Here is a 21,761-nt window from a genome sequence, read left to right as displayed (position 1 = left end):
CTTCAACTCCGTGTGTAGACGTTGATACGTTCACTTTCATTGCCCAGGCGGTCCACCGCGCTGACCACCACCGACTGCGCCGCGCCGCCGGCCGCATCGTCAGCCAGCAGCAGCAGCGGACGCGAAGCCGGCGCCACCGCAAAGCGCCACTCGCCACCGTAGCGCGACCAGATCGCGTAATGCGCCACCGCCTTGCCCGCGCCGGCGGACAGCTTCAAGGCCACGCCATTGCTCTCGCGCCGCGCGGCGGCCTGCGGTGCGGCCGGCGCTTCCGCCCCCAGCCACGGCGTGGCCGGCGTCAGCGCGGCGGTTTGATAAGCCTGCGATTTCAACTGATCCGCAATGCCCTTGCGGTTTTCCATCAGCGCCGCGATCGAGAAGTGCAGGTGGCCGCGCACGCCATTGCGGCTGCGCGTGACGCCGATCTGCTTGACGATTTCCTCCGGCGCGAAAGCCTTGGCGGTGTTGTCAATGCGGCTGGTGTACAAGCCTGGCCACACATGGCGTGCGCGCGTGTTCTGCGCCAGCCAGTAATCGAGCAGCACATCAAAAGCCTGCGGCGCCTGCGACACCGGCCAATACAACTGCGGCGCGAGGTAATCCAGCCAGCCATTGGCCAGCCACAGTTCCGCATCGGCATACAGCTTGTCGTACTGGCTGAAACCCATGATGCCGGCCGGACGGCGGTCCGGACGGCCAATGCCGAATGGGCTGATGCCGAATCGCACCCACGACTTTTCCTTGCGGATGCCGAGGTACATCGCTTCGATCAGCGAATTGACATTCTGACGGCGCCAGTGCGCGCGGTCCAGAGAGCCGCCGGCCAGCAAATAGCGCTGCCACGAGGCCTGGTCCGGGAACTCCAGCTCCTGTTTGGCGCCGACGCCGCCATCCAGCGCCACGCCTTCCGGCCCGGCGGCATTCGGCGTATCGATCGGATACGGGTAGAAGTAATCGTCGATGTGGACGCCGTCGATATCGTAGCGGCGCACCACATCCAGCACCACGTCCAGCGTATGCTGCGAAGCGGCCGCCTCGCCCGGGTCCATCCACAGATAGCGGCCATACGGCTTGACCACTTCCGGCTGCGTGCGGCCGATGTGATTGGCCGCCAGCGGCGACTTGGCCGTCGCATGCCGCGCGCGATAGGGATTGAACCAGGCATGCAGCTCCAGTCCGCGCGCGTGCGCCTGCTCGATCCAGAACTGCAGCGGGTCCCAGGCCTGTGCCGGCGGACGGCCCTGCTGGCCGGTCAGGAATTCCGACCATGGCTCCAGCGTGGACGGATAAATCGCATCCGCGCTCGGGCGCACCTGTAGCACGATGGCGTTCAGGTTCAGCGCCCTGGCGCGGTCAAGAATGGCGAGCGCTTCGGCCTGCTGTCTGGCCATGCCCAGATTGCTGCGGCTGGGCCAATCGATATTGGCGACGGTGGACACCCAGGCGGCGCGGAATTCGCGCGGCGCAGGCGGCGGCATATTGGCGTTGACCACGGCCGGCGCCGACGGCGCGGAGGGAACACCGGCAGGCGCAGCCGGGCCACCGGGCACGCTGCCGGCTTCCGGCACAGGCGCCATCGGCGTGCTGGAACATCCCTCAAGCAAGGCCGCGATGCCGGCCGCCACGCCGGCCGACAGGGTCAGCCGCTTCTTCGCATTAAAAACCAAAACCACTCTCCGAATCAGTCGAGATCGTATTGTAATAGCTATTTCCGGCCAAATTCGGCCGGGATGCGCACCAGCGCGGCCATCACAAACGCGGGCAGGGTGGAAACACAGGCCCAGATGAAGAAGTTTTGATAACCCAGCTGCTGCTGTAGCCAGCCGCTCACCATGCCCGGCAACATCATGCCGAGGGCCATGAAGCCGGTGCAGATGGCGTAGTGGGCGGTTTTATGCTCGCCATCCGCCACCAGCACCATGTACAGCATGAACGCGGCAAAGCCGAAGCCATAGCCGAATTGCTCGATCGCGAGGCAAACCGATACCAGCGCCAGGTTGTCCGGCAGCGCCGTGGCCAGATACACAAACACCAGATCCGGCACATGCATGATAAACACCATCGGCATCAGTGCGCGCTTGAGGCCAAAGCGCGACACCGTCACCCCGCCGGCCAGCCCGCCGATCACCAGCGCACAGACGCCGATGGTGCCGTAGACCAGGCCGAAATCCGAGGTGCTGAGGCCCAGCCCGCCCTTGTCGCGCGGATCGAGCAGGAACGGCGCCGCCATTTTCAGCAGTTGTGCTTCGCCCAGACGGTACAGCAGCAGAAATCCCAGCGTGGTCAGGATGGCCGGCTTCTGGAAAAAGCTGCGGAAAGTGTGAACAAAGTCCTGCCACAGCGCGCCGCCGCTGACATGGCTGCGGTCCGCATCCGGGCGCGGCAGCATGACATGGTGATATGCACACAGCGCCAGATAGAACGCGGCCATCAGCGCAAACACCAGCGACCACGCCTGCGCCGGATCGCCGCTCGATTTGATCAGTTCGCCAGCGATATAGACCAGGCCGCCTTGTCCGCCGATCATCGCCAGCTTGTAAAACGCACTGCGCACGCCGACAAACGCCGCCTGCTGACGCTGAGTGGGCAGGCCGAGCATGTAGAAACCATCGGAAGCGATATCGTGGGTGGCCGAACTGAAGGCCATCAGCCAGAAAATCGCCAGGGTCCAGCGGAAGAAATCGGGCGCGTGCAAAGTCAGCGCCACCGCCGCCAGGCTGGCGCCGCCGACCAGCTGCATGGTCACCGTCCAGCGCCGCTTGGTGCCGAACATCTCCACAATGGGCGACCAGAGCGGCTTGACCACCCAGGGCAAATACAGCCAGGCCGTATAAAACGCCAGATCGGCATTTGAGATGCCCAGATTCTTGTACATCACGGTCGACAACATCATCACCGCCACATACGGCACCCCCTGCCCAAACGACACACTCGGCACCCAGGCCCAGGCACTACCTTCACGCATATCCACACTCCGGGGTCAGGTCCGTCATTTCTACACGAACTGAACTGTAACAGGCATTACGGATCAGATCGTGTAGAAATGACGGACCTGACCCCGGATTTATTGCAGGGCGGCGCGGACGTTGCCGTTGGTGTGGTCGAGCAGGGCCTGGGCCTGCTCGGCGGTCTGTTTTTTGAGCAGCATGATGATCGCGACCTTGACCTGGTGCTGGCATTGTTCCAGCGCGGCGCGGGCGGTGGCGGCGTCGGCGCCGGTGGCGTGCATGGTCAGACGGATGGTGCGTTCGGTCAATTTGGCGTTGGTGGCTTGCAGGTCGACCATCAGGTTGCCGTAGACTTTGTGCAGCCGCACCATCAATGCCGTCGACAGCGTGTTGAGGACAATTTTCTGCGCCGTGCCAGCTTTCAGGCGGGTGCTGCCGGAAACCACTTCCGGCCCGGTGTCGAGCAGGATGCCGACGTCGCAGCCGCTCAGCAGGGGCGTGCCGGCATTGTTGGCGATGCTGACCGTCAACGAACCCACCATGCGCGCCGCCTGCAGCGCGCCCAGCACATACGGCGTGGTGCCGGAGGCGGCCACCAGCAGGATCACATCGTTGTAGGAGGGATAGAGCAGCCGCAAGTCGGCAGCGCCCTTGTTGCGGTCATCCTCGGCCCCCTCGACCGCCTCGAACATGGCGCCCAGGCCGCCGGCCAGCACCGCCACCGCGCGCTCATGCGGCCACGAAAACGTCGGGAACAGCTCCACGCTGTCCAGGATGCCTAGCCGGCCCGAGGTGCCGGCGCCGACATAAATCAGCCGGCCGCCCGCCGCGATCCGCGGCGCCATCGCCGCCACTGCCGCGCTGATGCTGGCCGCAGCCGCCTTCACGGCTTGCGCCGCCGAGGCCTGGTCATCGACCAGGGCAGCGACCAGCTCCTCTACCGGGTAGAGGTCCAGCTGCGTATGCTGCGCACTCGGCGTCTCGGTCTTGAGCATGGTTCAGGTTGCGCGGCGCATCTCCGCCACGAAGTCATAGTGATCGCTATGGCAATACGAATGCGTCAGCTCCATCGCCTCGCCCGATTCCAGATAGGCGATACGGGTGATGTACAGTACCGCCTGCCCCTCCGGCACGCCCAGCTGCTTGGCTAGCTCGGCCGAGGCGTTCATGGCGCGGATGTGCTGCAGCGCGCGCGCCGGCGCTTTGTTGATGCCTTCCAGATACTGGTAAAGCGAGTTGCCGACCGCATTCGGGTCGTTCAGCACAGTCTGCGGCAAGACCGAGACTTCGTAGGCCATCACCACATCGTCCGCCAGACGCAGACGTTCCAGACGCGCCACCTTGGAATACGGCGACAGGCCCAGGCTCAGCTGTTCCTCCGGCGTGGGCGTGACAATCGCCCGCTTGAGCCAGCGCGAGCCGGGAATATGGCCGCGCTGCTGCAGCTGTTCCGAAAAACTGGTGAGGTTGGACAGCGGCTGCTCGATCCGCGGCGCAATATAATTGCCCGATCCGCGACGGCGCACCACCAATCCCTGGTCCACCAGCTGGTCAATGGCCTTGCGCGCCGTGACCCGCGACACGTTCAACAGTTCAGACAAAGTCCGCTCGGACGGCAGCGCCTGATCGACCTGGTAGCGGCCATTGAGTACATCGTCGCTCAATTTGCGGGCAATTTGCATGTACAACGGCGAACTGTCGTTGGCGTCCGCCTTGAATTCAACACTTGTCTGGCTCATTCCATTCTCCTCACGCCTCTAGTGTAATAGCGATGGGGAAAACGTGTGCGCATCGCGAGGTGTGAATCAACAATATTTATGCATCTAGCATAACGCGCGGCACGGCAGAATGCGCATATTTGGCGGATAATGCGGGGTTTGCACCACCAGCCCCGGCTGTTTTGACCATGTCCAAGAAGTCCCCCGCGCCTGCCGGCTGCCCCTGCGGCGGCCCCGCGCTTGCCACCTGCTGCGGCCCGTATATTGCCGGCGAGGCCATCGCGCCAACCGCCGAAGCGCTGATGCGCTCGCGCTATACCGCCTACGGCCAGCGCAACGAGCCCTACCTGCTGGCCACCTGGCACGTCAGCACCCGCCCGACCGAGCCCATCATGAGCGCGGAGGAAAAGGTGCAATGGCTGGGACTTGAGGTAAAATCTGCTTTACGTTTACGTCAACGTAAAGCAGATGATGCCGATCTGACCAAAGATACGGTGGAGTTTGTCGCCCGGTTCAAGATCAATGGCCGCGCGCAGCGCCTGCACGAGATCAGCAATTTTGTCCGCGAACCGGCAGAAGGAGGAGACCTGCGCTGGTTTTACGTTGACGGTAGTTTTCCAGAATAAATGATTAATTCGGGGTCAGCTCTGACATTCGGACATCAGGGAACTAAGTTGAAATGGATTAGTTCCGCCATGTCCGAATGTCAGAGCTGACCCCGACGAGAAAAGGAAAAGCAATGCCGCAGATCGAAAGCAAGCTCAACCCTCGTAGCGAGGATTTCCAGGCCAACGCCGCCGCCATGCAGGCTGTCGTCGCCGATTTACGCGATAAGGTCGCCAGGATCGCCCTCGGCGGCGGTGAGGCGGCGTCGGCCAGGCACGTCGCCCGCGGCAAGCTGTTGCCGCGCGACCGCGTGCAGATGCTGCTCGATCCCGGCACGCCTTTCCTGGAACTGTCGCAGATGGCGGCCTACGGCATGTATGACGATGCGGCGCCGGCCGCCGGCATCATCACCGGCATCGGCCGCGTGGCCGGGCAGGAGTGCGTGATCGTCTGTAACGACGCCACCGTCAAGGGCGGCACCTATTATCCGATGACGGTCAAGAAGCACCTGCGCGCGCAGGAAATCGCTGACCAGAACAATCTGCCCTGCATTTATCTGGTGGACTCGGGCGGCGCCAATCTGCCGAATCAGGATGATGTGTTCCCGGACCGCGACCACTTCGGCCGCATTTTCTACAACCAGGCCAACCTGTCGGCCAAGGGCATCCCGCAGATCGCAGTGGTGATGGGCTCCTGCACCGCCGGCGGCGCTTACGTGCCGGCGATGAGCGACGAATCCATCATCGTCAAGGACCAAGGCACCATCTTCCTCGGCGGCCCGCCGCTGGTGAAGGCGGCCACCGGCGAGGTGGTGACGGCGGAAGACCTGGGCGGCGGCGATGTCCACACCCGTCTGTCCGGCGTGGCCGACCATCTGGCGCAGAACGATTTGCACGCGCTGTCGCTGGCGCGCACGATTGTCTCGAATCTGAACCGCACCAAGCCGCAGCAGGGCGCCTTGCGCGAGGCGCAGGAACCGGCATATGCCGCCAAAGAGCTGTACGGCGTGATCCCGGTCGATACCCGCAAGCCGTTCGATGTGCGCGAGGTCATCGCCCGCATCGTCGACGGCAGCGAATTCGATGAATTCAAGGCCCGCTACGGCACCACGCTGGTGTGCGGCTTCGCCCACATCTTCGGCATGAAGGTCGGCATCATCGCCAACAACGGCATCCTGTTCTCCGAATCGGCGCTGAAAGGCACGCACTTCATCGAACTGTGCGCGCAGCGCAAGATCCCGCTGGTGTTCCTGCAAAATATCACCGGCTTCATGGTCGGCCGCAAATATGAAAACGAGGGCATCGCCCGCAATGGCGCCAAGATGGTGACGGCGGTCGCCACCGCAGCGGTGCCCAAATTCACCGTCATCATCGGCGGCAGCTTCGGCGCCGGCAATTACGGCATGTGCGGCCGCGCTTTCTCGCCGCGCTTCATGTGGATGTGGCCTAACGCGCGCATCTCGGTCATGGGCGGCGACCAGGCGGCATCCGTGCTGGCCACCGTCAAGCGCGATGGCATCGAGGCCAAGGGCGGCGCCTGGTCGGCCGAAGAGGAAGCCGCATTCAAGCAGCCGATCAAGGAGCAGTACGAGCATCAGGGCCACCCGTATTACGCCACCGCGCGCCTGTGGGACGACGGGGTGATCGATCCGGCCGATACGCGCATGGTGCTGGGCCTCGGCCTGTCCGCCGCGCTGAATGCGGAAATCGAAGACACCAGGTTCGGCGTGTTCCGCATGTAAGGAGCGACGAGATGACCTACACCACGCTCACCATCGCCCGCGAAGGCCACGTCGCCACCGTCACACTGAACCGCCCGGACGTGCGCAACGCCTTCAACGAAACCACCATCGCCGAAATTAAGCAGGCCTTCAGTGAACTCGGCGATGATGCCGCGCTGCGCGCCATCGTGCTGGCGGCGAACGGCCCGGCCTTCTGCGCCGGCGCCGATTTGAACTGGATGAAAAAAATGGCGGGCTACACGCACGCCGAAAACCATGCCGACGCTCTGCAACTGGCGGGGATGCTGCGCACCATCTACCTGTGCCCCAAGCCCGTGGTGGCCAGGGTGCAGGGCGATTGCTACGCCGGCGGCATGGGTCTCGTGGCCGCGTGCGACATCATCGTCGCGGTGGAGGAGGCCAATTTCTGTCTGAGCGAAGTGAAACTGGGCCTGATCCCCGCGACCATTTCGCCTTACGTGATCAAGGCCATGGGCGAAAACGCCGCACGCCGCTACTTCCTGACGGCCGAACGTTTCGGCGCGCGGGAAGCGTTGCGCATCGGCTTTGCGCATGAAGTGGTTGCCGCCGCGTCGCTCGATGCGAAAGTGGCGGAAATCGTCAAAGCGCTGGTCAACAACAGTCCGAACGCCGTCCACCAAGCCAAAGTGCTGGTGCGTGAGGTGGTCGGGCAAGAAGTCAACGATGCGCTGCTGGCCGATACGGCCGAACGCATCGCGCAAATCCGCGCCTCGGACCAGGGGCGCGAAGGCGTGGCTTCCTTCCTGGAGAAGCGTAAGCCTGCCTGGCTAAGTTAGGAGCAGTTTTGGAATTGAATAAACAAAGCGACTGGGTAGCGCGCAGTTTGCGCAGTGTGTGGCATCCGTGCACCCAGATGCAGCATCACGAAACCGTGCCCTTGATCCCGGTCAGCCGCGGCAAGGGCGCATGGCTGTATGACCATGACGGCCGCCGCTACCTCGACGCGATCAGCTCGTGGTGGGTGAACCTGTTCGGCCATGCCAACCCGCGCATCAACGCGGCGCTGAAGGACCAGCTGGATACGCTGGAACACGCCATGCTGGCCGGTTTCACGCACGAGCCGGTGATTGCGTTGTCCGAAAAGCTGTCGGCGCTGACCGGCCATGTGCTGGGCCACAGTTTCTACGCCAGCGATGGCGCGTCTGCCGTTGAAATCGCGCTCAAGATGAGCTTCCACTCGTGGCGCAACAATGGCCACGAAGGCAAGCAGGAATTCGTCTGCCTGAAGGGCAGCTACCACGGCGAGACCATCGGCGCGCTGGCCGTGACAGATGTGGCTTTGTTCAAGGACGCCTACGGCCCGCTGCTGCGCGCCTCGCAAACCGTGATGTCGCCGGACGCGCGCCTCGCCGCGGAAGGCGAAACCGCGCAAGACGTGGCCCGCCGCGCCGCCGCCGATGTCGAGCGCCTGTTCATTGAACGTGGCGACAAGATCGCCGCCATCATCATCGAGCCGCTGGTGCAATGCGCCACCGGCATGGCGATGCATGATCCGCTTTACCTGCAACTGGTGCGTGCCCTGTGCGACCAGCACAACGTGCACCTGATCCTGGACGAAATCGCGGTCGGCTGCGGACGCACCGGCACCTTCTTCGCCTGCGAGCAAGCTGGCGTGTGGCCGGACTTCCTGTGCCTGTCGAAAGGTATCAGCGGCGGCTACCTGCCGCTGTCGCTGGTGATGACGCGCGACGACATCTATCAGGCCTTCTACAGCAACGACGTCACGCGCGGCTTCCTGCACTCGCACTCCTACACCGGCAACCCGCTGGCCTGCCGTGCCGCCCTGGCGACGCTGCAAATCTTCGAAGAGGACGATGTGTTGAACGCCAACCGCGCAAAGGCCGAGCGTCTGACGCAAGCCCTGCAACCACTGGCGCAGCACGAACAGGTGCGCAACTTCCGCCAGCGCGGCATGATCTGGGCCCTCGACGCCATCGACGCGCCGCAAGACTTCTCGCGCCGCTTCTTCGCCACCGCGACCGAACACGAACTGCTGATGCGCCCCATCGGCGCCACCGTCTATATGATGCCGCCGTATATCCTCAGCGAGGAGGAAATCGAAGGCCTGGCTGCCAACACGCTGGCGGTGTTCAACAAAGTGATGGCGGGCTGACGATGGAACTGCTCAAACGCCTCAACCAGCAGCTGCAAGCGCTGGACGACCAACAGCTGATCCGCAAGCGCCGCACGGTCGATTCGCCGTGCGGGCCGCGCGTCAGCGTGGATGGCCGCGAACTGCTGGCCTTCTGCAGCAATGACTATCTCGGCCTGGCCAATCACCGCAAGATCAAGCTCGCGCTGCAAGAGGGCGCGGCGATCTACGGCGTCGGCAGCGGCGCATCGCATCTCATCAGCGGCCATGTGCGCGCCCATGCGATGCTGGAAGAACGGCTGGCGCAATTCGTCGGCGCTCATCTGGAAGCGCCGCGCGCGATCAGCTTCTGCACCGGCTACATGGCCAACCTGGCCGTCATCACCGGCCTGACCGCAGGCGACAAGGAAGCCGAGATCTTCTCGGAACAGTTGAACCACGCCTCGCTGATCGATGGCGCGCGACTGTCGCGCGTGAAGACCCATGTCTATCCGCACGCCGACCTGCAAGCGCTGGAAGCCCTGCTGAAAGCCAGCAAGGCCGCCACCAAGGTCGTGGTCACCGACAGTGTCTTCAGCATGGACGGCAACCTGGCGCCGCTGCCTGCGTTGCTGGCTCTGTGCGAACAGCACAACGCCTGGCTGGTGGTGGACGACGCCCACGGCTTCGGCACGCTGGGTGCCAATGGCCACGGCGCGCTGGAGCATTTCAAGCTGCGTTCGCCGTATCTGGTCTATATGGGCACGCTCGGCAAGGCGGCCGGCGTCGGCGGCGCATTCGTCGCCGCGCATGAGACAGTCATCGAAACGCTGATCCAGAAAGCCCGTCCCTACATCTTCACCACCGCCACGCCGCCGGCGCTGGCGCACGCCCTGCTGACCAGCCTGGACCTGCTGGAAGGCGAGGAAGGCGTCACGCGGCGCGCACATTTGCAGGCATTGGTGGCACAATTGGACGATGGCCTGCGCCTGGAGCGCTGGCAGCGCCTGCCCTCGAAGACTGCGATCCAGCCTGTCCTGATCGGCGATAATGCCGAAACCATGCGCGCCGGCGCGGCTTTGTACGGACAAGGCCTGTGGGTCGGCGCCATCCGTCCGCCCACCGTGGCGCCCGGAACTGCGCGCCTGCGCGTCACGCTGTCGGCAGCACACAACAGCATGGAAGTCGCAAAATTGATAGGCGCGCTCAATGCATTGGAAAAGGAGCTGAAATGAGCCTGGACGATCCTGTGTTAGCAGTCGCTCCACAAACGCAAGCCTCGGCGGCAGGCAGCGGCGTGCCGCCGCGCTTCAACTGCTTTGTCACCGGCACCGATACCGAAATCGGCAAGACGCTGGTGTCGTCCGCCATGCTGCACGCGCTGGTGCAGAGCGGCGTGCGCGCTTGCGGCATGAAACCCGTCGCCGCCGGCGCGGAACTGGCCGGCGACGGCAAATGGCATAACGACGACTGCGACCGCCTGGCCGCCGCCGGCAATGTCCACCTGCTGCAGTCGATCACCACGCCGTTCCTGCTGAAGGAGCCGGCCGCCCCGCACATCGCCGCCGAGCTGGAAGGCATCACCATTTCGCCGGTGCCGATCCTGGCGGCCTACGTGGAAATCAACGCCGCCTCGGATGCGGTGGTGGTGGAAGGCGTGGGCGGTTTCATCGTGCCGCTGAATGACGAATTTGATACCGCCGATTTAGCCGAGCAGCTGGCGCTGCCGGTGGTGCTGGTGGTCGGCCTGCGCCTTGGCTGCATCAGCCATGCGCTGCTGACGGTGGAAGCGATTTTGTCGCGCGGCCTGAAACTGGCCGGCTGGGTGGCAAATGAAACGCAGGCCGACATGGCTTTTGCCGATGAAAACGTGATGGCGCTGGAGCAGCGCATCCCGGCGCCATTCCTCGGCCGCGTGCCGCGCCTGGACGACCCGACCGCCGAAGCAGCGGCCGACTATATCGATTTTACGCAGCTGCCCAACTGGCCGCTGCCAAACGCAATTTGAACGAAGAAGGAACCAAGATGTCCGAGAACACCCTGCAAGAACCCAAGGTCGTTTCCCTGCACCGCCCGACCGCGCCGATCCAGCCTGCGGCGTCCACCTGGCCGCGCGAAGAAGTGCTGGCATTGTTTGACCTGCCGTTCAACGATCTGCTGTTCAAGGCACAGCAAGTCCACCGCGCCAACTTCCCGGATGGCGACGTGGAACTGGCCACGCTGCTGTCGATCAAGACCGGCGGCTGCGAAGAAGATTGCGGCTACTGCCCGCAAGCGGCGCGCTACGACACCGGCGTGGAAGCCAAGAAGATTCTCGACATCGACACCGTGCTGGATGCGGCCAAACAGGCCAAGGACAACGGCGCGACCCGCTTCTGCATGGGCGCCGCCTGGCGTAGTCCCAAAGACCGCGACATGGACAAGGTGGAAGAGATGGTACGTTCGGTGAAGGCACTGGGCCTGGAAACCTGTGCCACGCTGGGCATGCTGGAAGAGCATCAGGCGCAGCGCCTGAAGGATGCCGGCCTCGATTACTACAACCACAATCTGGATACCGCGCCAGAGTTCTACGACAACGTGATTTCAACCCGCGAGTATCAGGACCGTCTGGACACGCTGGGCCACGTACGCGAAGCGGGCCTGAAGGTTTGCTGCGGCGGCATCGTCGGCATGGGCGAATCGCGCGAGCAGCGCGCCGGCCTGATTGCGCAGCTGGCGAACCTGAATCCATATCCGGAATCGGTGCCGATCAACCATCTGGTGCAAGTGGAAGGCACGCCGCTGCACGGCTTGCCGCCGCTGGACCCGTTTGAATTCGTTCGCACCATCGCTGTGGCGCGCATCACCATGCCGAAAGCGCGCGTGCGCCTGTCGGCCGGTCGCCGCGAACTGGGCGAAGCGGTGCAGGCGATGTGCTTCCTGGCCGGCGCCAACTCGATCTTCTACGGCGACAAGCTGCTCACCACCGATAACCCGGAAGCTAACGACGACCGCGCGCTGCTGGCCAAACTGGGGCTGCAAACCCGCGGCGCCGTACTGGATTCCGCACCGAAGGAAAAGTGCGGCTGCTGATCCAGCCGCATTAAAAGCATCACCATAAAAAAACTTCCAGCCATAAGCTGCAAAGAGAGAGACGATGTTTACAAAAATTCTGATCGCCAATCGTGGTGAAATCGCCTGCCGTGTGGCCGCTACCGCGCGCCGCCTCGGCATCAGGACCGTGGCCGTGTATTCGGAAGCGGACGCCAACGCCAAGCACGTCGCCGTGTGCGATGAGGCAGTGCTGATCGGCCCTGCCGCCGCCAAGGAGAGCTATCTCCGCGGCGACAAGATCATCGCCGCGGCCAAGGCCACCGGCGCGCAGGCCATCCATCCGGGCTATGGCTTCCTGTCGGAGAACGCGGAGTTTGCGGATGCGTGCGCGGAAGCCGGCCTTGTATTCATTGGCCCGCCGGCATCCGCCATGCGCGCCATGGGTTCCAAGTCCGCTGCCAAGCAGCTGATGGAGAAGGCCAATGTGCCGCTGGTGCCGGGTTATCACGGCGATCAGCAGGATGCGGAGTTCCTGCATGGCGAAGCCGATCGCATTGGCTATCCGGTGCTGCTGAAGGCTTCGGCCGGCGGCGGCGGCAAGGGCATGCGGGTGGTGGAGAACTCGGCGCAGTTCAAGGATGCGCTGGCGTCCTGCAAGCGCGAGGCGATCAGTTCTTTTGGTGACGACAAGGTGCTGGCGGAGAAATACCTACAGCGTCCGCGTCACATTGAAATTCAGGTGTTTGCCGATACGCTGGGCAATTGCATTTATTTGTTCGAGCGCGATTGCTCGGTGCAGCGGCGCCACCAGAAAGTGCTGGAAGAGGCGCCGGCGCCGGGCATGTCGGCCGAGCGCCGCGCGGCGATGGGCGAGGCGGCGGTGGCCGCTGCGCGTGCTGTCGGCTACGTCGGCGCCGGTACAGTGGAGTTCATCGCCAATCAGGATGGTTCGTTCTATTTCATGGAGATGAACACCCGCCTGCAGGTTGAGCATCCGGTGACCGAGATGATTACCGGGACCGACCTGGTGGAGTGGCAGTTGCGCGTGGCGGCCGGCGAACCGCTGCCGAAGCAGCAGCACGAACTGGCCATCAACGGTCACGCCATCGAAGCGCGTATCTACGCCGAGAATCCGGAAAAAGGCTTCCTGCCATCGATCGGCACCCTGCGCCATCTCGGCACGCCGGACGCCGTCTCGTTTGAGCTGGGCGGCGTGGCCCTCGGCGCGGCGCCGGCAGCTGTGCGGATCGACTCCGGTGTGCGCGAGGGCGATGCGATTTCACCGTTCTACGATCCGATGATCGCCAAGCTGATCGTCTGGGGCGCCGACCGCAAACAGGCGCTGGCCCGCATGGCGCAAGCGCTGGCCCAGTACCAGATCGTCGGCCTGGCCACCAACATCGCCTTCCTGAAACGCCTGGTGGAAGGCCAGGCCTTCGCCACCGCCGATCTGGACACCGGCCTGATCGAACGCAATCACGACAGCCTGTTCCCCGCCGCGCAGCCGGCACCTGCTACCGCGCTGGCCCTGGCAGCGGCAGCGCTGCTGGCCGGCGAATCGCGCGCGGCCGCGCCGGCCAGCGCCAATCCCGCCGATCCATGGAGCCGCGCGACCGGCTGGCGCATGAACCAGTCCTACGCCCGCAAACTGGCCTTCGCTGATGAACATGCGGCCTACGACACCTACGTAACGTATCGCCCTGAAGACTGGCTGTTCAGCACCGGTACGGCCGCACCACAAATCCTGTCGCTGGCAGCGCGTAGCGGCAACGACTACAGCATCAAACTGGGCGACACCGCTACCCACGGCGCGGTGCTGCGCGACGGCGACGTCTTCCACGTCTTCGCCAACGGCGCCCACTACCAGCTAACGTGGAACGACCCAATGGCGCATGCCGGCGAAACCGAATCCGAAGGCGGCCGCCTCACCGCGCCAATGCCGGGCAAGGTAGTCGCCGTCCTCGCCAGCAAAGGCCAGGAAGTGAAAAAAGGTGAGGCGCTGGTCATCATGGAAGCCATGAAAATGGAACACACCATCGCCGCCCCGCATGATGGTATCGTCGACGACATCCTCTACAGCGTCGGCGACCAGGTGGCAGACGGCGCACCGCTGCTGGCCTTCAAGGCGGCGTAAGGAGAACAGCATGCGCATACTGCTCCACCGCGCCGATGGCAAGACTGAACCGTGGATCAAGGACTTCGCCAAATATCTGCCGGAAGCCGAAATCGAAATCTGGCACGCCGGCGAAAAATGCCAGGCCTGCGATTATGCCGTGGTGTGGTCGCCGCCGGAAGCCATGCTGGACGAACTGGCCACCGTCAAAGCCATCTTTGTCACCGGCGCCGGCGTGGATGCGTTGCTGAAATTCGGCGACGCGCTGCCGGCCCACATCCCCATCATCCGCCTCGAAGACGCCGGCATGGCGCTGCAGATGGCAGAATACGTCACGCACTCGGTGCTGCGCTACTTCCGCCGCTTTGACGAATACGAAGCACAGGCACGCGCCGGCCAATGGGCGCCGCTGCCGCAGCATCACAAGGAAGATTTCGCCATCGGCGTGCTGGGCATGGGCGTATTGGGCACCCGCGTGCTGCAAGCGCTGGCGCCGTTCGGCTTCCCGCTGCGCGGCTGGAGCCGCACCGAAAAAACCATGCCGGGTGTGCAGACCTTCGCCGGCCCCGATGGCCTGGACACCTTCCTGCGCGGCACGCGCGTGCTGGTCTGCATGCTGCCGCTGACGCCGGACACCAGCAACATCATGGACCGCACCAACATGAACAAGCTGCCGGAGGGCGCGTACATCATCAACGTCGCGCGCGGGGCGCACATCGCGGAGCCGGATCTGCTCACGCTGATCAAGTCCGGCCACATCGCCGCCGCCACGCTGGACGTGTTCCGCAATGAACCGCTGCCGGCGCAGCACCCGTTCTGGCAGGAGCCGCGCATCACCATCACGCCGCACATCTCCGCGCTGACCTTGCGCCGCGAGAGCGTGCAGCAGATTGCCGCCAACATTCGCAAGACGGAAGCCGGCGAACAGGTCGCCGGCGTGGTCAACCGCACACTGGGATATTGAAATGAGCAGCTTACCGAAACAAGTCAAAATCGTTGAAGTGGGCCCGCGCGACGGCCTGCAGAATGAAAAGGAAAACGTCCCGGCCGAGATCAAGATCGAACTGGTGAACCGTCTCACCAGCGCTGGCTTCCAGAACATTGAAGCGGCGGCGTTCGTGTCGCCCAAGTGGGTGCCGCAGATGGCCACCAGCGCCGAGGTGATGGCCGCCATCGAGCGCAAGCCGGGCGTGATCTATTCCGCGCTGACGCCGAACATGCAGGGTTTTGAGGCGGCGCTGGCGGCCAAGGCTGACGAGGTGGTGATCTTCGGCTCCGCCTCGGAAGCCTTCTCGCAAAAAAACATCAACTGCTCGATCGCGGAATCGATCGCGCGTTTTGAAGGCGTGGCGAAGGCGGCGAAGGAACACGGCATCCGCCTGCGCGGCAGCATCAGCTGCGCTTTCGGTTGCCCATACCAGGGCGAAGTGCCACTGGACGCGGTGGCCGACGTGGTGGGCCGCATGCGCGATCTGGGCTGCGATGAAATCGACATTGCCGACACCATCGGCGTGGCCACGCCGCGCAAGACGCAGGCGGTGATGGAGCGCGCCATCCGGGAATTCCGCGTGGACGGCTTGTCCGGGCACTTCCACGATACGTATGGCCAGGCGCTGGCCAACATCTACGCCAGTCTGGAGCTGGGGATTGCGATTTACCATTCGTCGGTATCGGGCCTGGGCGGCTGCCCGTACGCCAAGGGCGCGACCGGCAATGTCGCCACCGAGGATGTGCTGTACATGATGCAAGGTCTGGGCATCGAGACCGGCATCGACCTCGACATCGTGGTGGATGCGGGGCAGTTCATTTCGCAGTTCCTTAACCGCAAAGGCGCCAGCCGCGCGGGCAACGCCATCGCCGCCAAGCGCGCTGGTTGATTACATCTGCCGGAACTGGCGCGTGTAGGCCTCGCTGACGGGGAGTTTGTCGGCGCGGCCCTTGATGCGGATTTCCATCGCCGTGCCGTCGCGGTCGATGCGGTCCACCGCTTCCAGATTGACGATGGCGCCGCGGTGGATCTGCGCGAACTGCGAAGGGTCCAGCTGCTCGATCAGGCTTTTCAGCGGCAGGCGTATCAAGGCCTCGCCATCATGCGTGACCACGCGCGTGTATTTGCCGTCCGATTGGAAGAACTGCACATCGCGCACCATCACCAGCCGCACGGTGTTGCCGGCCGATGCCTTGATCCACTTGAGATGCTGCACCGGCACCGGCGCGATCTGCTGCCACACGCCGGCCGGCACCGGCGCCGCGCTGCGCGTCTTCAGGCGCTTCACCGTTTGCAGCAGCCGCGCCGCCGTCACCGGCTTGACGATGTAATCCACCGCGCCCGCTTCAAACGCTTGCACGGCATGCTCGGCGTACGCCGTCACGAACACGATCTGCGTCGCTTCGTCCACATGCTGCGCCACCTCCATGCCGCTCAGGCCCGGAATCTGGATGTCGAGGAAAACCACGTCCGGCTTCAGCGCTTCCAGCATCGACACCGCCTCGACGCCGTTTTCCGCATGGCCGGCGATCTCCAGTTCCGGCCATAGCGCATGCAGCTGGTCGCGCAGTTCGGCCGCCAGCAGCGGTTCGTCTTCTACGATCAGGGCGATCGGCATCCCTACTCCTTGTTGATGGCCAGCGTGGCAATCACGCCACCGGGGTCTCCGGCCGTTACCGACAGCGAGGCGCGATCGCCATACAGCAGCTGCAGCCGCTCGTGAATATTCGACAGGCCAAAACCCTGTCCCATCTGTTCCGTCAGACCGACGCCATCATCGCACACCTGCACGCGCAAGGCGTCGCCGTGCAGCACGGCGCTGATGACGATTTCGCCGGCGCGGCTGGCACGCTCCAGGCCATGCTTGACGGCGTTTTCCACCAATGAGATCAGCATCGCGGGCGGGAAGGGCTGGGCCAGCGCGACGTCATCCGCCTGAATGCGGAAGCGCAGGCGCTGGCCCATGCGGATCTGCATGATGGACAGATAATCGCGCACCAGCGCCAGCTCGCGTTCCAGCGTGGACGACACCGAGCGCATGTCGGGCAGGGCGTTTTGCAGATAGCCGACCAGGTGATCGAGCATTTGCTGCGCGCTGTCGGCATCGGTGCGGATCAGGTATTTGAGGTTGGCCAGCGTGTTGAACAGGAAGTGCGGCTCGACCTGCGCCTGCAGCGCGGACAGCTTGGCGTTCAACGCGGCGCGCTCCAGTTCCTGCTCGCGCTTGATGGCGCGCAGGGCGCGGTCTTTTTGCTCGAACTGCGCATGCAGATGAGCGGCCACCGTCGCCACCGCCTGCAAGGCGCCGCCGCGCTGCACGGTGAAAAAGTCCATGCCAAAGCGGCGGCGGATGCGCACCTCGACCGGCTGCCCCGGCTCGCCGCCCACCACCACCTCGGTGCACTGCGTCAGCCACACCGGCCGGCGCGGGCCGATCAGGATCTTGCCTTCGAATGGCGAATAGCGGAACACGGCCGGCCCGCCATAACCCAGCGCCATGCCCACCGCGAGGCCGGACAGGGTTTCGGTGCAGACGTTGTAAGTGGTCAGCGGATCGAGCGGCGAAATCAGCACCCGGCCCGGGCGCGCGCTCATCATTTCTTCCGTCAGCGGGGTGCCGGCCTCGGATAGTTCTTTCAAGCGCAGCGTCGCCAGATTGTTGCCGATGATGAAAGGCACCAGCGCCGGCCACACCACGCCAAAGAAGATGTTCAGCCAGGTCCAGCCGCCGGCGCGCAAGGCGCCACGGTTCGGCAGCGACAGCAGGAACGCGATCAACACCGCCGCCACGATGACGCCAATGATTGCCACCAGCGCCCACATGCGCAGCAGCGATTGCCAGCGGTAACGCCACACCAGACGCGGATCGTGCTCGACGGCAGCGGACTTGAGGTAAAAGGGTGTTGTATTCATCAGCCCATTCTAGCGCCGGCCACGCGCGGCAGCGGCGCGTGCGACGAAAGGGCCAAAAACCGGCATAAGAAAGGAAAAAACCCTGTTTGACGTTGCCATCAAACAGGGTTTTTAGATTTTGGTCGGAGTACAAGGATTCGAACCTTGGACCCTCTGGTCCCAAACCAGATGCGCTACCGGGCTGCGCTACACTCCGAAGAAGCAAGATAATACAGCCTCGCGGCGCGGCCGTCAAGTGCCCGTTCAAATCGGTGCTATGATCTGAAGATCATGAGTGCCACCATTTCATTCGACAGACCAGCCAGGCTACGGCGTCCGGGCATCATCGCGGGGGGTGTGATCTCGTTGCTGCTGCACGCAATGTTGCTGTTCGGCTATCGGTTGTCGAGTCCACCTGCACCGCCGCAGCCGGCACGCGCGATGACGGTATGGCTGCAGCCGCCGGCGCCGCCGAAGATCGTCGCCAGGGTCGAGCCGCCTGCCGCCAGGCCGGCGCCGCAGCGCCAGCGCGAGCCGCGTGGAGCGGCCCGGACCACACCGCGCGAACGCACGCCCGCGGCCGTCGCGCAGCAGGCGCAAGCGCAGCCATCTTCCGGACCGCAGGCCGTCACCGTGCTGCCGCGCGAGCAAGACCCGCTGTACGCCGATCAGCAGCAGAAAAAGTTCAACATGGACGAGGCGCTGAAAACCGCCCGCAGCGTGGCCAAAGAAAAGGCCGGGCCGGGCACGCTGACGGCACAGCTGGAATCCCATCCGCTGTACCCTGAGGACCATCAGACTCAGTTGCAGAAAGGCGTCGCCAGCGCCAAGAAATACGATTGCCTACAAGCCGGCGCGGGAATGGGCCTGCTTGCCCCGCTGGCCTGGGCATTCGACAAACACTGCAAATTTTAGCCTTTCAGCGCCAGTGCGCGGTCGTACAGGGCGTTCTTCTTGCGACCGGTAATTTGCGCGGCCAGGCCGGCCGCCTGTTTAACAGGCAGCTCCGCCAGCAGAATCTGCAGCAGACGATCGGCCTCGGCGTCGTTTTCATCATCGGCCGGGGCGGCGCCTTCCAGCAGCACCACGAATTCGCCTTTTTCCCGGTGCGCATCGGCCTGGATCCACGCTGCCGCCTCGGACAGCGGGCAACGGTGGATTTCCTCGAACATCTTGGTCAGTTCGCGCGCAAACACCACCTGGCGGGTCGGCTCAAACACCGCGGCCAGCGCGCTGGCGCAATCCAGAATGCGGTGCGGCGCCTCGTAAAACACCATGGTGGCGGTGACCGTACGCAGCGTGCCGAGGACATTCTCGCGCTGTTTGGCCTTGGCCGGCAGGAAGCCGACAAAGTAGAACTGATCGTTCACCAGCCCGCTGGCCGACAAGGCCGTCACCGCCGCCGACGCGCCCGGCAACGGCAGCACCCGCAGCCCGGCCGCGCGCACCGCATCAACGATGCGCGCGCCCGGATCGGACACCGCCGGCGTGCCGGCATCCGACACCAGCGCGATCCGCTCGCCGGCTTGCAGGCGCGCAATCAAGGTTTCCGCCGCCTCACGCTCATTGTGCTGATGCGCGGCAATCAACGGCTTGTGCAGGCCGAAGCGGTTCATCAGGGTGGCGGTATTTCGCGTGTCCTCGCATGCAACAGCATTGACCAAGCTCAAAACGTGCAGCGCGCGCAGGCTAATATCCGTCACATTGCCGATGGGGGTCGCCACGACGTACAAGGTTGCGCTAGGATAGGTCTGGTGCGCCGTTTCGCCCAGGACGGGCAGGCTGGCGATGGTACGGAAATCGAGATCGCTCATTGGGGGTAGGATGAAAAGTGTGAGGTTGACGCTGCTGTGCATGGCTGCCGCAGTGCTGAGTGCATGCAGCACGCCGTTTTGTGACGCGCCGGGTGGATTGTGCTCGCCCCAGCCGGCAAAAACAAGTGTGCCGCCACCGGTAGTCGTCCAGCCCGCCGCGCCGCTGCCGCCCAAGGCGCCGCCCGGCCCCGAGCTGCCGCCGGCGGAAGTGTTTGCCGTCACCGTGCCGGGCGCCACTGCCGAGCCCGATACCAGCGCCGGCGCCGGCGCTGGCGGCCAGCCGGCCAGTCGCCAGGCCGACACCGGCGCCCGCTTCGTCAATGACAGCGCGCCGCCGTCCGGCACGCCGATCCGCATCGGCCTGCTGCTGCCGCTGCGCTCGGACACGCTGGGCGCGGCCGCCGAATCGGTGCGCGCCGGCTTCATGGCCGGCCTGGAGCGCGATCGCGACAACATCAGCGTGACCGTGCTGGAAACCGGCGACGTGCCGCAGGACATCCTCGGCGCCTACACCCGCGCGCTGCAAACCGAAGACATCGTGGTCGGCCCGCTGTCGCGCACGGCAGTGGCGGCGGTGGCCGGCAGCTCGCTGGTCAGCAAGCCCACCATCGCCCTGAATTATCCGGAAGGCCACGGCCAGCCCGGCGCCCTGACGCTGCCGCCGCAGATGCTGGCCATCGGCCTGTCGATCGAGGAAGAGGCGCGTCAGGCCGCGCAATGGGCCGCCGCCGACCAGCCCAGCGGCAGCGCGCTGGTGCTGACCACCAGTTCCGCCTGGCAGCGCCGGGTGGCGGCCGCCTTTGCCAACCAGTGGGAGGGGCGGCTCGGCCGGCCGCTGCGCATCGTCGAGCTGAGCGCGGCGGACGGCTACCTCAGCGATCCGGAACTGGTGCAATTGCGCGCCCGCCTGCGCCAGGACAGCCCGGCCGTGCTGTTCTCGGCCATGGGCGCGGACCAGACCCGCCAGCTGCGCATCGCCCTCGGCAGCGTGCTGACCACCGAGCCGGACAATCCGATTTTCAGCACCGCCGACAAGCTGCCGCCAGCGCCGCCAGTGCCCACCGAGCAGTTTGCCAGCCTGCCGATCTATGGCACCTCGGCGCTCAATCCGGGCGCCGGCTTCCCTGGCCGCGACCTGGATGGCGTACGCCTGCTGGACCTGCCCTGGCAGGTGCAGCGCGACCACCCGGCGGTGATGGTTTATCCGCGCCCGCTGCAGAGCGGCGCCGGCAGCGCCGACATGGCGCGCCTGTACGCGCTCGGCATCGACGCCTTCCGCGTGGCGCGCGAGATCGCCCGCCATCCGGCCGGCCGCTTCCAGCTGGACGGCGTGACCGGCAGGCTGACCGTCGATTTTGGCCAGGGCCCGGCCAGCTTCGAGCGCATCGAGCAATCGGCCATCTACCAGAACGGCGCCCCGCAGCCGGCCCGCCCATGAGGATGCCATGCCGCGCACCCCACAGCAGCGGCTGGGCCGGCAAGGCGAGGACCGGGCGCTCAGCCACCTCCTCGGCCAGGGCCTGACGCTGCTGGAGCGCAATTTCCTGTGCAAGGCCGGCGAAATCGACCTCATCATGCTGGAAGGCCCGACGCTGGTGTTCGTGGAAGTGCGCCAGCGCGCCGGCAAGCGCTACGGCGGCGCGGTCTACAGCGTCACCCCGGCCAAGCAGCAGCGCCTGTTGCGCGCCGCGCAATATTATCTGTTACGCCATAAAATTCCACCGCCGTGCCGCTTCGACCTGATTGCCATCGACGATCAAAAGTTGTCATGGATACAAAACGTGCTGGAGATGTAAGCATTTTTAACAGCGCTTGT

At 64.6% G+C, this 21,761-nt stretch carries 20 protein-coding genes and 1 tRNA gene; 13 read left to right on the top strand and 8 right to left on the bottom strand.

All coding sequences use genetic code 11. The features are described from left to right. Positions 1-2: 2 nt before the first annotated feature. The 4 genes from ABDW57_RS14815 to ABDW57_RS14800 form a co-directional block, all read right to left on the bottom strand. The gene (locus ABDW57_RS14815) at positions 3-1,673 is read right to left on the bottom strand and encodes a family 10 glycosylhydrolase (protein WP_343730949.1); all 1,671 of its coding nucleotides are present in this window, start codon (positions 1,671-1,673) and stop codon (positions 3-5) included. Positions 1,674-1,705: 32 nt separating this feature from the next. Beyond that, positions 1,706-2,965, bottom strand: a complete 1,260-nt coding sequence (locus ABDW57_RS14810) for an MFS transporter (RefSeq protein ID WP_343730948.1) — start codon at positions 2,963-2,965, stop codon at positions 1,706-1,708. Between the two features lie 99 nt (positions 2,966-3,064). Then, positions 3,065-3,943 (bottom strand): N-acetylmuramic acid 6-phosphate etherase, encoded by an 879-nt coding sequence (murQ, locus tag ABDW57_RS14805; protein ID WP_343730947.1) that lies wholly within the window; start codon positions 3,941-3,943, stop codon positions 3,065-3,067. Positions 3,944-3,946: 3 nt separating this feature from the next. Next, positions 3,947-4,687: a GntR family transcriptional regulator gene (locus ABDW57_RS14800; protein WP_343730946.1), complete on the bottom strand. Its 741-nt coding sequence runs from the start codon at positions 4,685-4,687 to the stop codon at positions 3,947-3,949. A gap of 167 nt (positions 4,688-4,854) precedes the next feature. Between ABDW57_RS14800 and ABDW57_RS14795 the strand changes: the two genes are divergently transcribed. The 10 genes from ABDW57_RS14795 (at position 4,855) to ABDW57_RS14750 (ending at position 16,128) form a co-directional block, all read left to right on the top strand. Further along, entirely contained in the window at positions 4,855-5,292 is a 438-nt protein-coding gene (locus tag ABDW57_RS14795) for a YchJ family metal-binding protein (protein ID WP_343730945.1), read from the top strand. Between the two features lie 113 nt (positions 5,293-5,405). After that, positions 5,406-7,013 (top strand): carboxyl transferase domain-containing protein, encoded by a 1,608-nt coding sequence (locus ABDW57_RS14790; RefSeq protein WP_343730944.1) that lies wholly within the window; start codon positions 5,406-5,408, stop codon positions 7,011-7,013. An 11-nt stretch (positions 7,014-7,024) separates the two neighbouring features. Then, a complete protein-coding gene (locus ABDW57_RS14785; protein ID WP_343730943.1) occupies positions 7,025-7,810 on the top strand; it encodes an enoyl-CoA hydratase/isomerase family protein in 786 nt (261 codons plus the stop codon). Between the two features lie 8 nt (positions 7,811-7,818). After that, a complete protein-coding gene (gene bioA, locus ABDW57_RS14780; protein WP_343730942.1) occupies positions 7,819-9,147 on the top strand; it encodes an adenosylmethionine--8-amino-7-oxononanoate transaminase in 1,329 nt (442 codons plus the stop codon). Between the two features lie 2 nt (positions 9,148-9,149). Then, entirely contained in the window at positions 9,150-10,340 is a 1,191-nt protein-coding gene (bioF, locus tag ABDW57_RS14775) for an 8-amino-7-oxononanoate synthase (protein WP_343730941.1), read from the top strand. Further along, a complete protein-coding gene (gene bioD / locus ABDW57_RS14770; RefSeq protein WP_343730940.1) occupies positions 10,337-11,113 on the top strand; it encodes a dethiobiotin synthase in 777 nt (258 codons plus the stop codon). The genes bioF and bioD overlap by 4 nt, the downstream gene beginning before the upstream one ends. A gap of 17 nt (positions 11,114-11,130) precedes the next feature. Further along, positions 11,131-12,177, top strand: a complete 1,047-nt coding sequence (gene bioB, locus ABDW57_RS14765; protein ID WP_343730939.1) for a biotin synthase BioB — start codon at positions 11,131-11,133, stop codon at positions 12,175-12,177. Between the two features lie 64 nt (positions 12,178-12,241). Continuing rightward, the gene (locus tag ABDW57_RS14760) at positions 12,242-14,272 is read left to right on the top strand and encodes an acetyl/propionyl/methylcrotonyl-CoA carboxylase subunit alpha (protein WP_343730938.1); all 2,031 of its coding nucleotides are present in this window, start codon (positions 12,242-12,244) and stop codon (positions 14,270-14,272) included. Positions 14,273-14,282: 10 nt separating this feature from the next. After that, positions 14,283-15,215 (top strand): glyoxylate/hydroxypyruvate reductase A, encoded by a 933-nt coding sequence (locus ABDW57_RS14755; RefSeq protein ID WP_343730937.1) that lies wholly within the window; start codon positions 14,283-14,285, stop codon positions 15,213-15,215. A gap of 1 nt (position 15,216) precedes the next feature. Beyond that, positions 15,217-16,128, top strand: a complete 912-nt coding sequence (locus tag ABDW57_RS14750) for a hydroxymethylglutaryl-CoA lyase (protein ID WP_343730936.1) — start codon at positions 15,217-15,219, stop codon at positions 16,126-16,128. Here ABDW57_RS14750 and ABDW57_RS14745 read toward each other — a convergent pair whose 3' ends face one another. From ABDW57_RS14745 to ABDW57_RS14735, 3 genes are all read right to left on the bottom strand, one after another. Then, positions 16,129-16,857 carry a LytTR family DNA-binding domain-containing protein gene (locus ABDW57_RS14745; RefSeq protein ID WP_343730935.1) on the bottom strand — a complete coding sequence of 243 codons (729 nt, stop codon included), beginning with the start codon at positions 16,855-16,857 and terminating at the stop codon, positions 16,129-16,131. It abuts the gene before it with no gap. A gap of 2 nt (positions 16,858-16,859) precedes the next feature. Further along, positions 16,860-18,152 carry a histidine kinase gene (locus ABDW57_RS14740; protein WP_343730934.1) on the bottom strand — a complete coding sequence of 431 codons (1,293 nt, stop codon included), beginning with the start codon at positions 18,150-18,152 and terminating at the stop codon, positions 16,860-16,862. 119 nt (positions 18,153-18,271) lie between these two features. After that, positions 18,272-18,348 (bottom strand) — tRNA-Pro (locus ABDW57_RS14735). A gap of 74 nt (positions 18,349-18,422) precedes the next feature. Here ABDW57_RS14735 and ABDW57_RS14730 point away from each other — a divergent pair. After that, complete coding sequence (locus tag ABDW57_RS14730; RefSeq protein WP_343730933.1) at positions 18,423-19,046, top strand: hypothetical protein; 624 nt, start codon at positions 18,423-18,425, stop codon at positions 19,044-19,046. Here the strand turns inward: ABDW57_RS14730 and rsmI are convergent. Further along, positions 19,043-19,945 (bottom strand): 16S rRNA (cytidine(1402)-2'-O)-methyltransferase, encoded by a 903-nt coding sequence (rsmI, locus tag ABDW57_RS14725; protein ID WP_343730932.1) that lies wholly within the window; start codon positions 19,943-19,945, stop codon positions 19,043-19,045. The two genes, ABDW57_RS14730 and rsmI, sit on opposite strands and share 4 nt — an antisense overlap. Before the next feature lie 127 nt (positions 19,946-20,072). Between rsmI and ABDW57_RS14720 the strand changes: the two genes are divergently transcribed. Together ABDW57_RS14720 and ABDW57_RS14715 are read left to right on the top strand one after the other, a co-directional pair. Further along, positions 20,073-21,383 (top strand): penicillin-binding protein activator, encoded by a 1,311-nt coding sequence (locus ABDW57_RS14720; RefSeq protein ID WP_343730931.1) that lies wholly within the window; start codon positions 20,073-20,075, stop codon positions 21,381-21,383. 7 nt (positions 21,384-21,390) lie between these two features. Further along, positions 21,391-21,741 carry a YraN family protein gene (locus tag ABDW57_RS14715; protein WP_343730930.1) on the top strand — a complete coding sequence of 117 codons (351 nt, stop codon included), beginning with the start codon at positions 21,391-21,393 and terminating at the stop codon, positions 21,739-21,741. Positions 21,742-21,761: the final 20 nt, after the last annotated feature.

The sequence above is a fragment of the Duganella sp. genome (assembly GCF_039595735.1).
GTDB lineage: Bacteria > Pseudomonadota > Gammaproteobacteria > Burkholderiales > Burkholderiaceae_D > Rugamonas.
The sequence above is the reverse complement of the archived record's forward strand: the minus strand, read 5'-3'. Positions and strand labels throughout refer to the sequence as shown.

Coding starts and splice junctions, on each gene's coding strand:
- bioD (WP_343730940.1), top strand. CDS start 10,337: ATGAGCCTGGACGATCCTGTGTTAGCAGTCGCTCCACAAACGCAAGCC.
- ABDW57_RS14745 (WP_343730935.1), bottom strand. CDS start 16,857: ATGCCGATCGCCCTGATCGTAGAAGACGAACCGCTGCTGGCGGCCGAA.
- ABDW57_RS14785 (WP_343730943.1), top strand. CDS start 7,025: ATGACCTACACCACGCTCACCATCGCCCGCGAAGGCCACGTCGCCACC.
- ABDW57_RS14800 (WP_343730946.1), bottom strand. CDS start 4,687: ATGAGCCAGACAAGTGTTGAATTCAAGGCGGACGCCAACGACAGTTCG.
- rsmI (WP_343730932.1), bottom strand. CDS start 19,945: ATGAGCGATCTCGATTTCCGTACCATCGCCAGCCTGCCCGTCCTGGGC.
- ABDW57_RS14790 (WP_343730944.1), top strand. CDS start 5,406: ATGCCGCAGATCGAAAGCAAGCTCAACCCTCGTAGCGAGGATTTCCAG.
- ABDW57_RS14795 (WP_343730945.1), top strand. CDS start 4,855: ATGTCCAAGAAGTCCCCCGCGCCTGCCGGCTGCCCCTGCGGCGGCCCC.
- bioB (WP_343730939.1), top strand. CDS start 11,131: ATGTCCGAGAACACCCTGCAAGAACCCAAGGTCGTTTCCCTGCACCGC.
- ABDW57_RS14810 (WP_343730948.1), bottom strand. CDS start 2,965: ATGCGTGAAGGTAGTGCCTGGGCCTGGGTGCCGAGTGTGTCGTTTGGG.
- ABDW57_RS14760 (WP_343730938.1), top strand. CDS start 12,242: ATGTTTACAAAAATTCTGATCGCCAATCGTGGTGAAATCGCCTGCCGT.
- bioF (WP_343730941.1), top strand. CDS start 9,150: ATGGAACTGCTCAAACGCCTCAACCAGCAGCTGCAAGCGCTGGACGAC.
- ABDW57_RS14715 (WP_343730930.1), top strand. CDS start 21,391: ATGCCGCGCACCCCACAGCAGCGGCTGGGCCGGCAAGGCGAGGACCGG.
- murQ (WP_343730947.1), bottom strand. CDS start 3,943: ATGCTCAAGACCGAGACGCCGAGTGCGCAGCATACGCAGCTGGACCTC.
- ABDW57_RS14755 (WP_343730937.1), top strand. CDS start 14,283: ATGCGCATACTGCTCCACCGCGCCGATGGCAAGACTGAACCGTGGATC.
- ABDW57_RS14750 (WP_343730936.1), top strand. CDS start 15,217: ATGAGCAGCTTACCGAAACAAGTCAAAATCGTTGAAGTGGGCCCGCGC.
- ABDW57_RS14740 (WP_343730934.1), bottom strand. CDS start 18,152: ATGAATACAACACCCTTTTACCTCAAGTCCGCTGCCGTCGAGCACGAT.
- ABDW57_RS14730 (WP_343730933.1), top strand. CDS start 18,423: ATGAGTGCCACCATTTCATTCGACAGACCAGCCAGGCTACGGCGTCCG.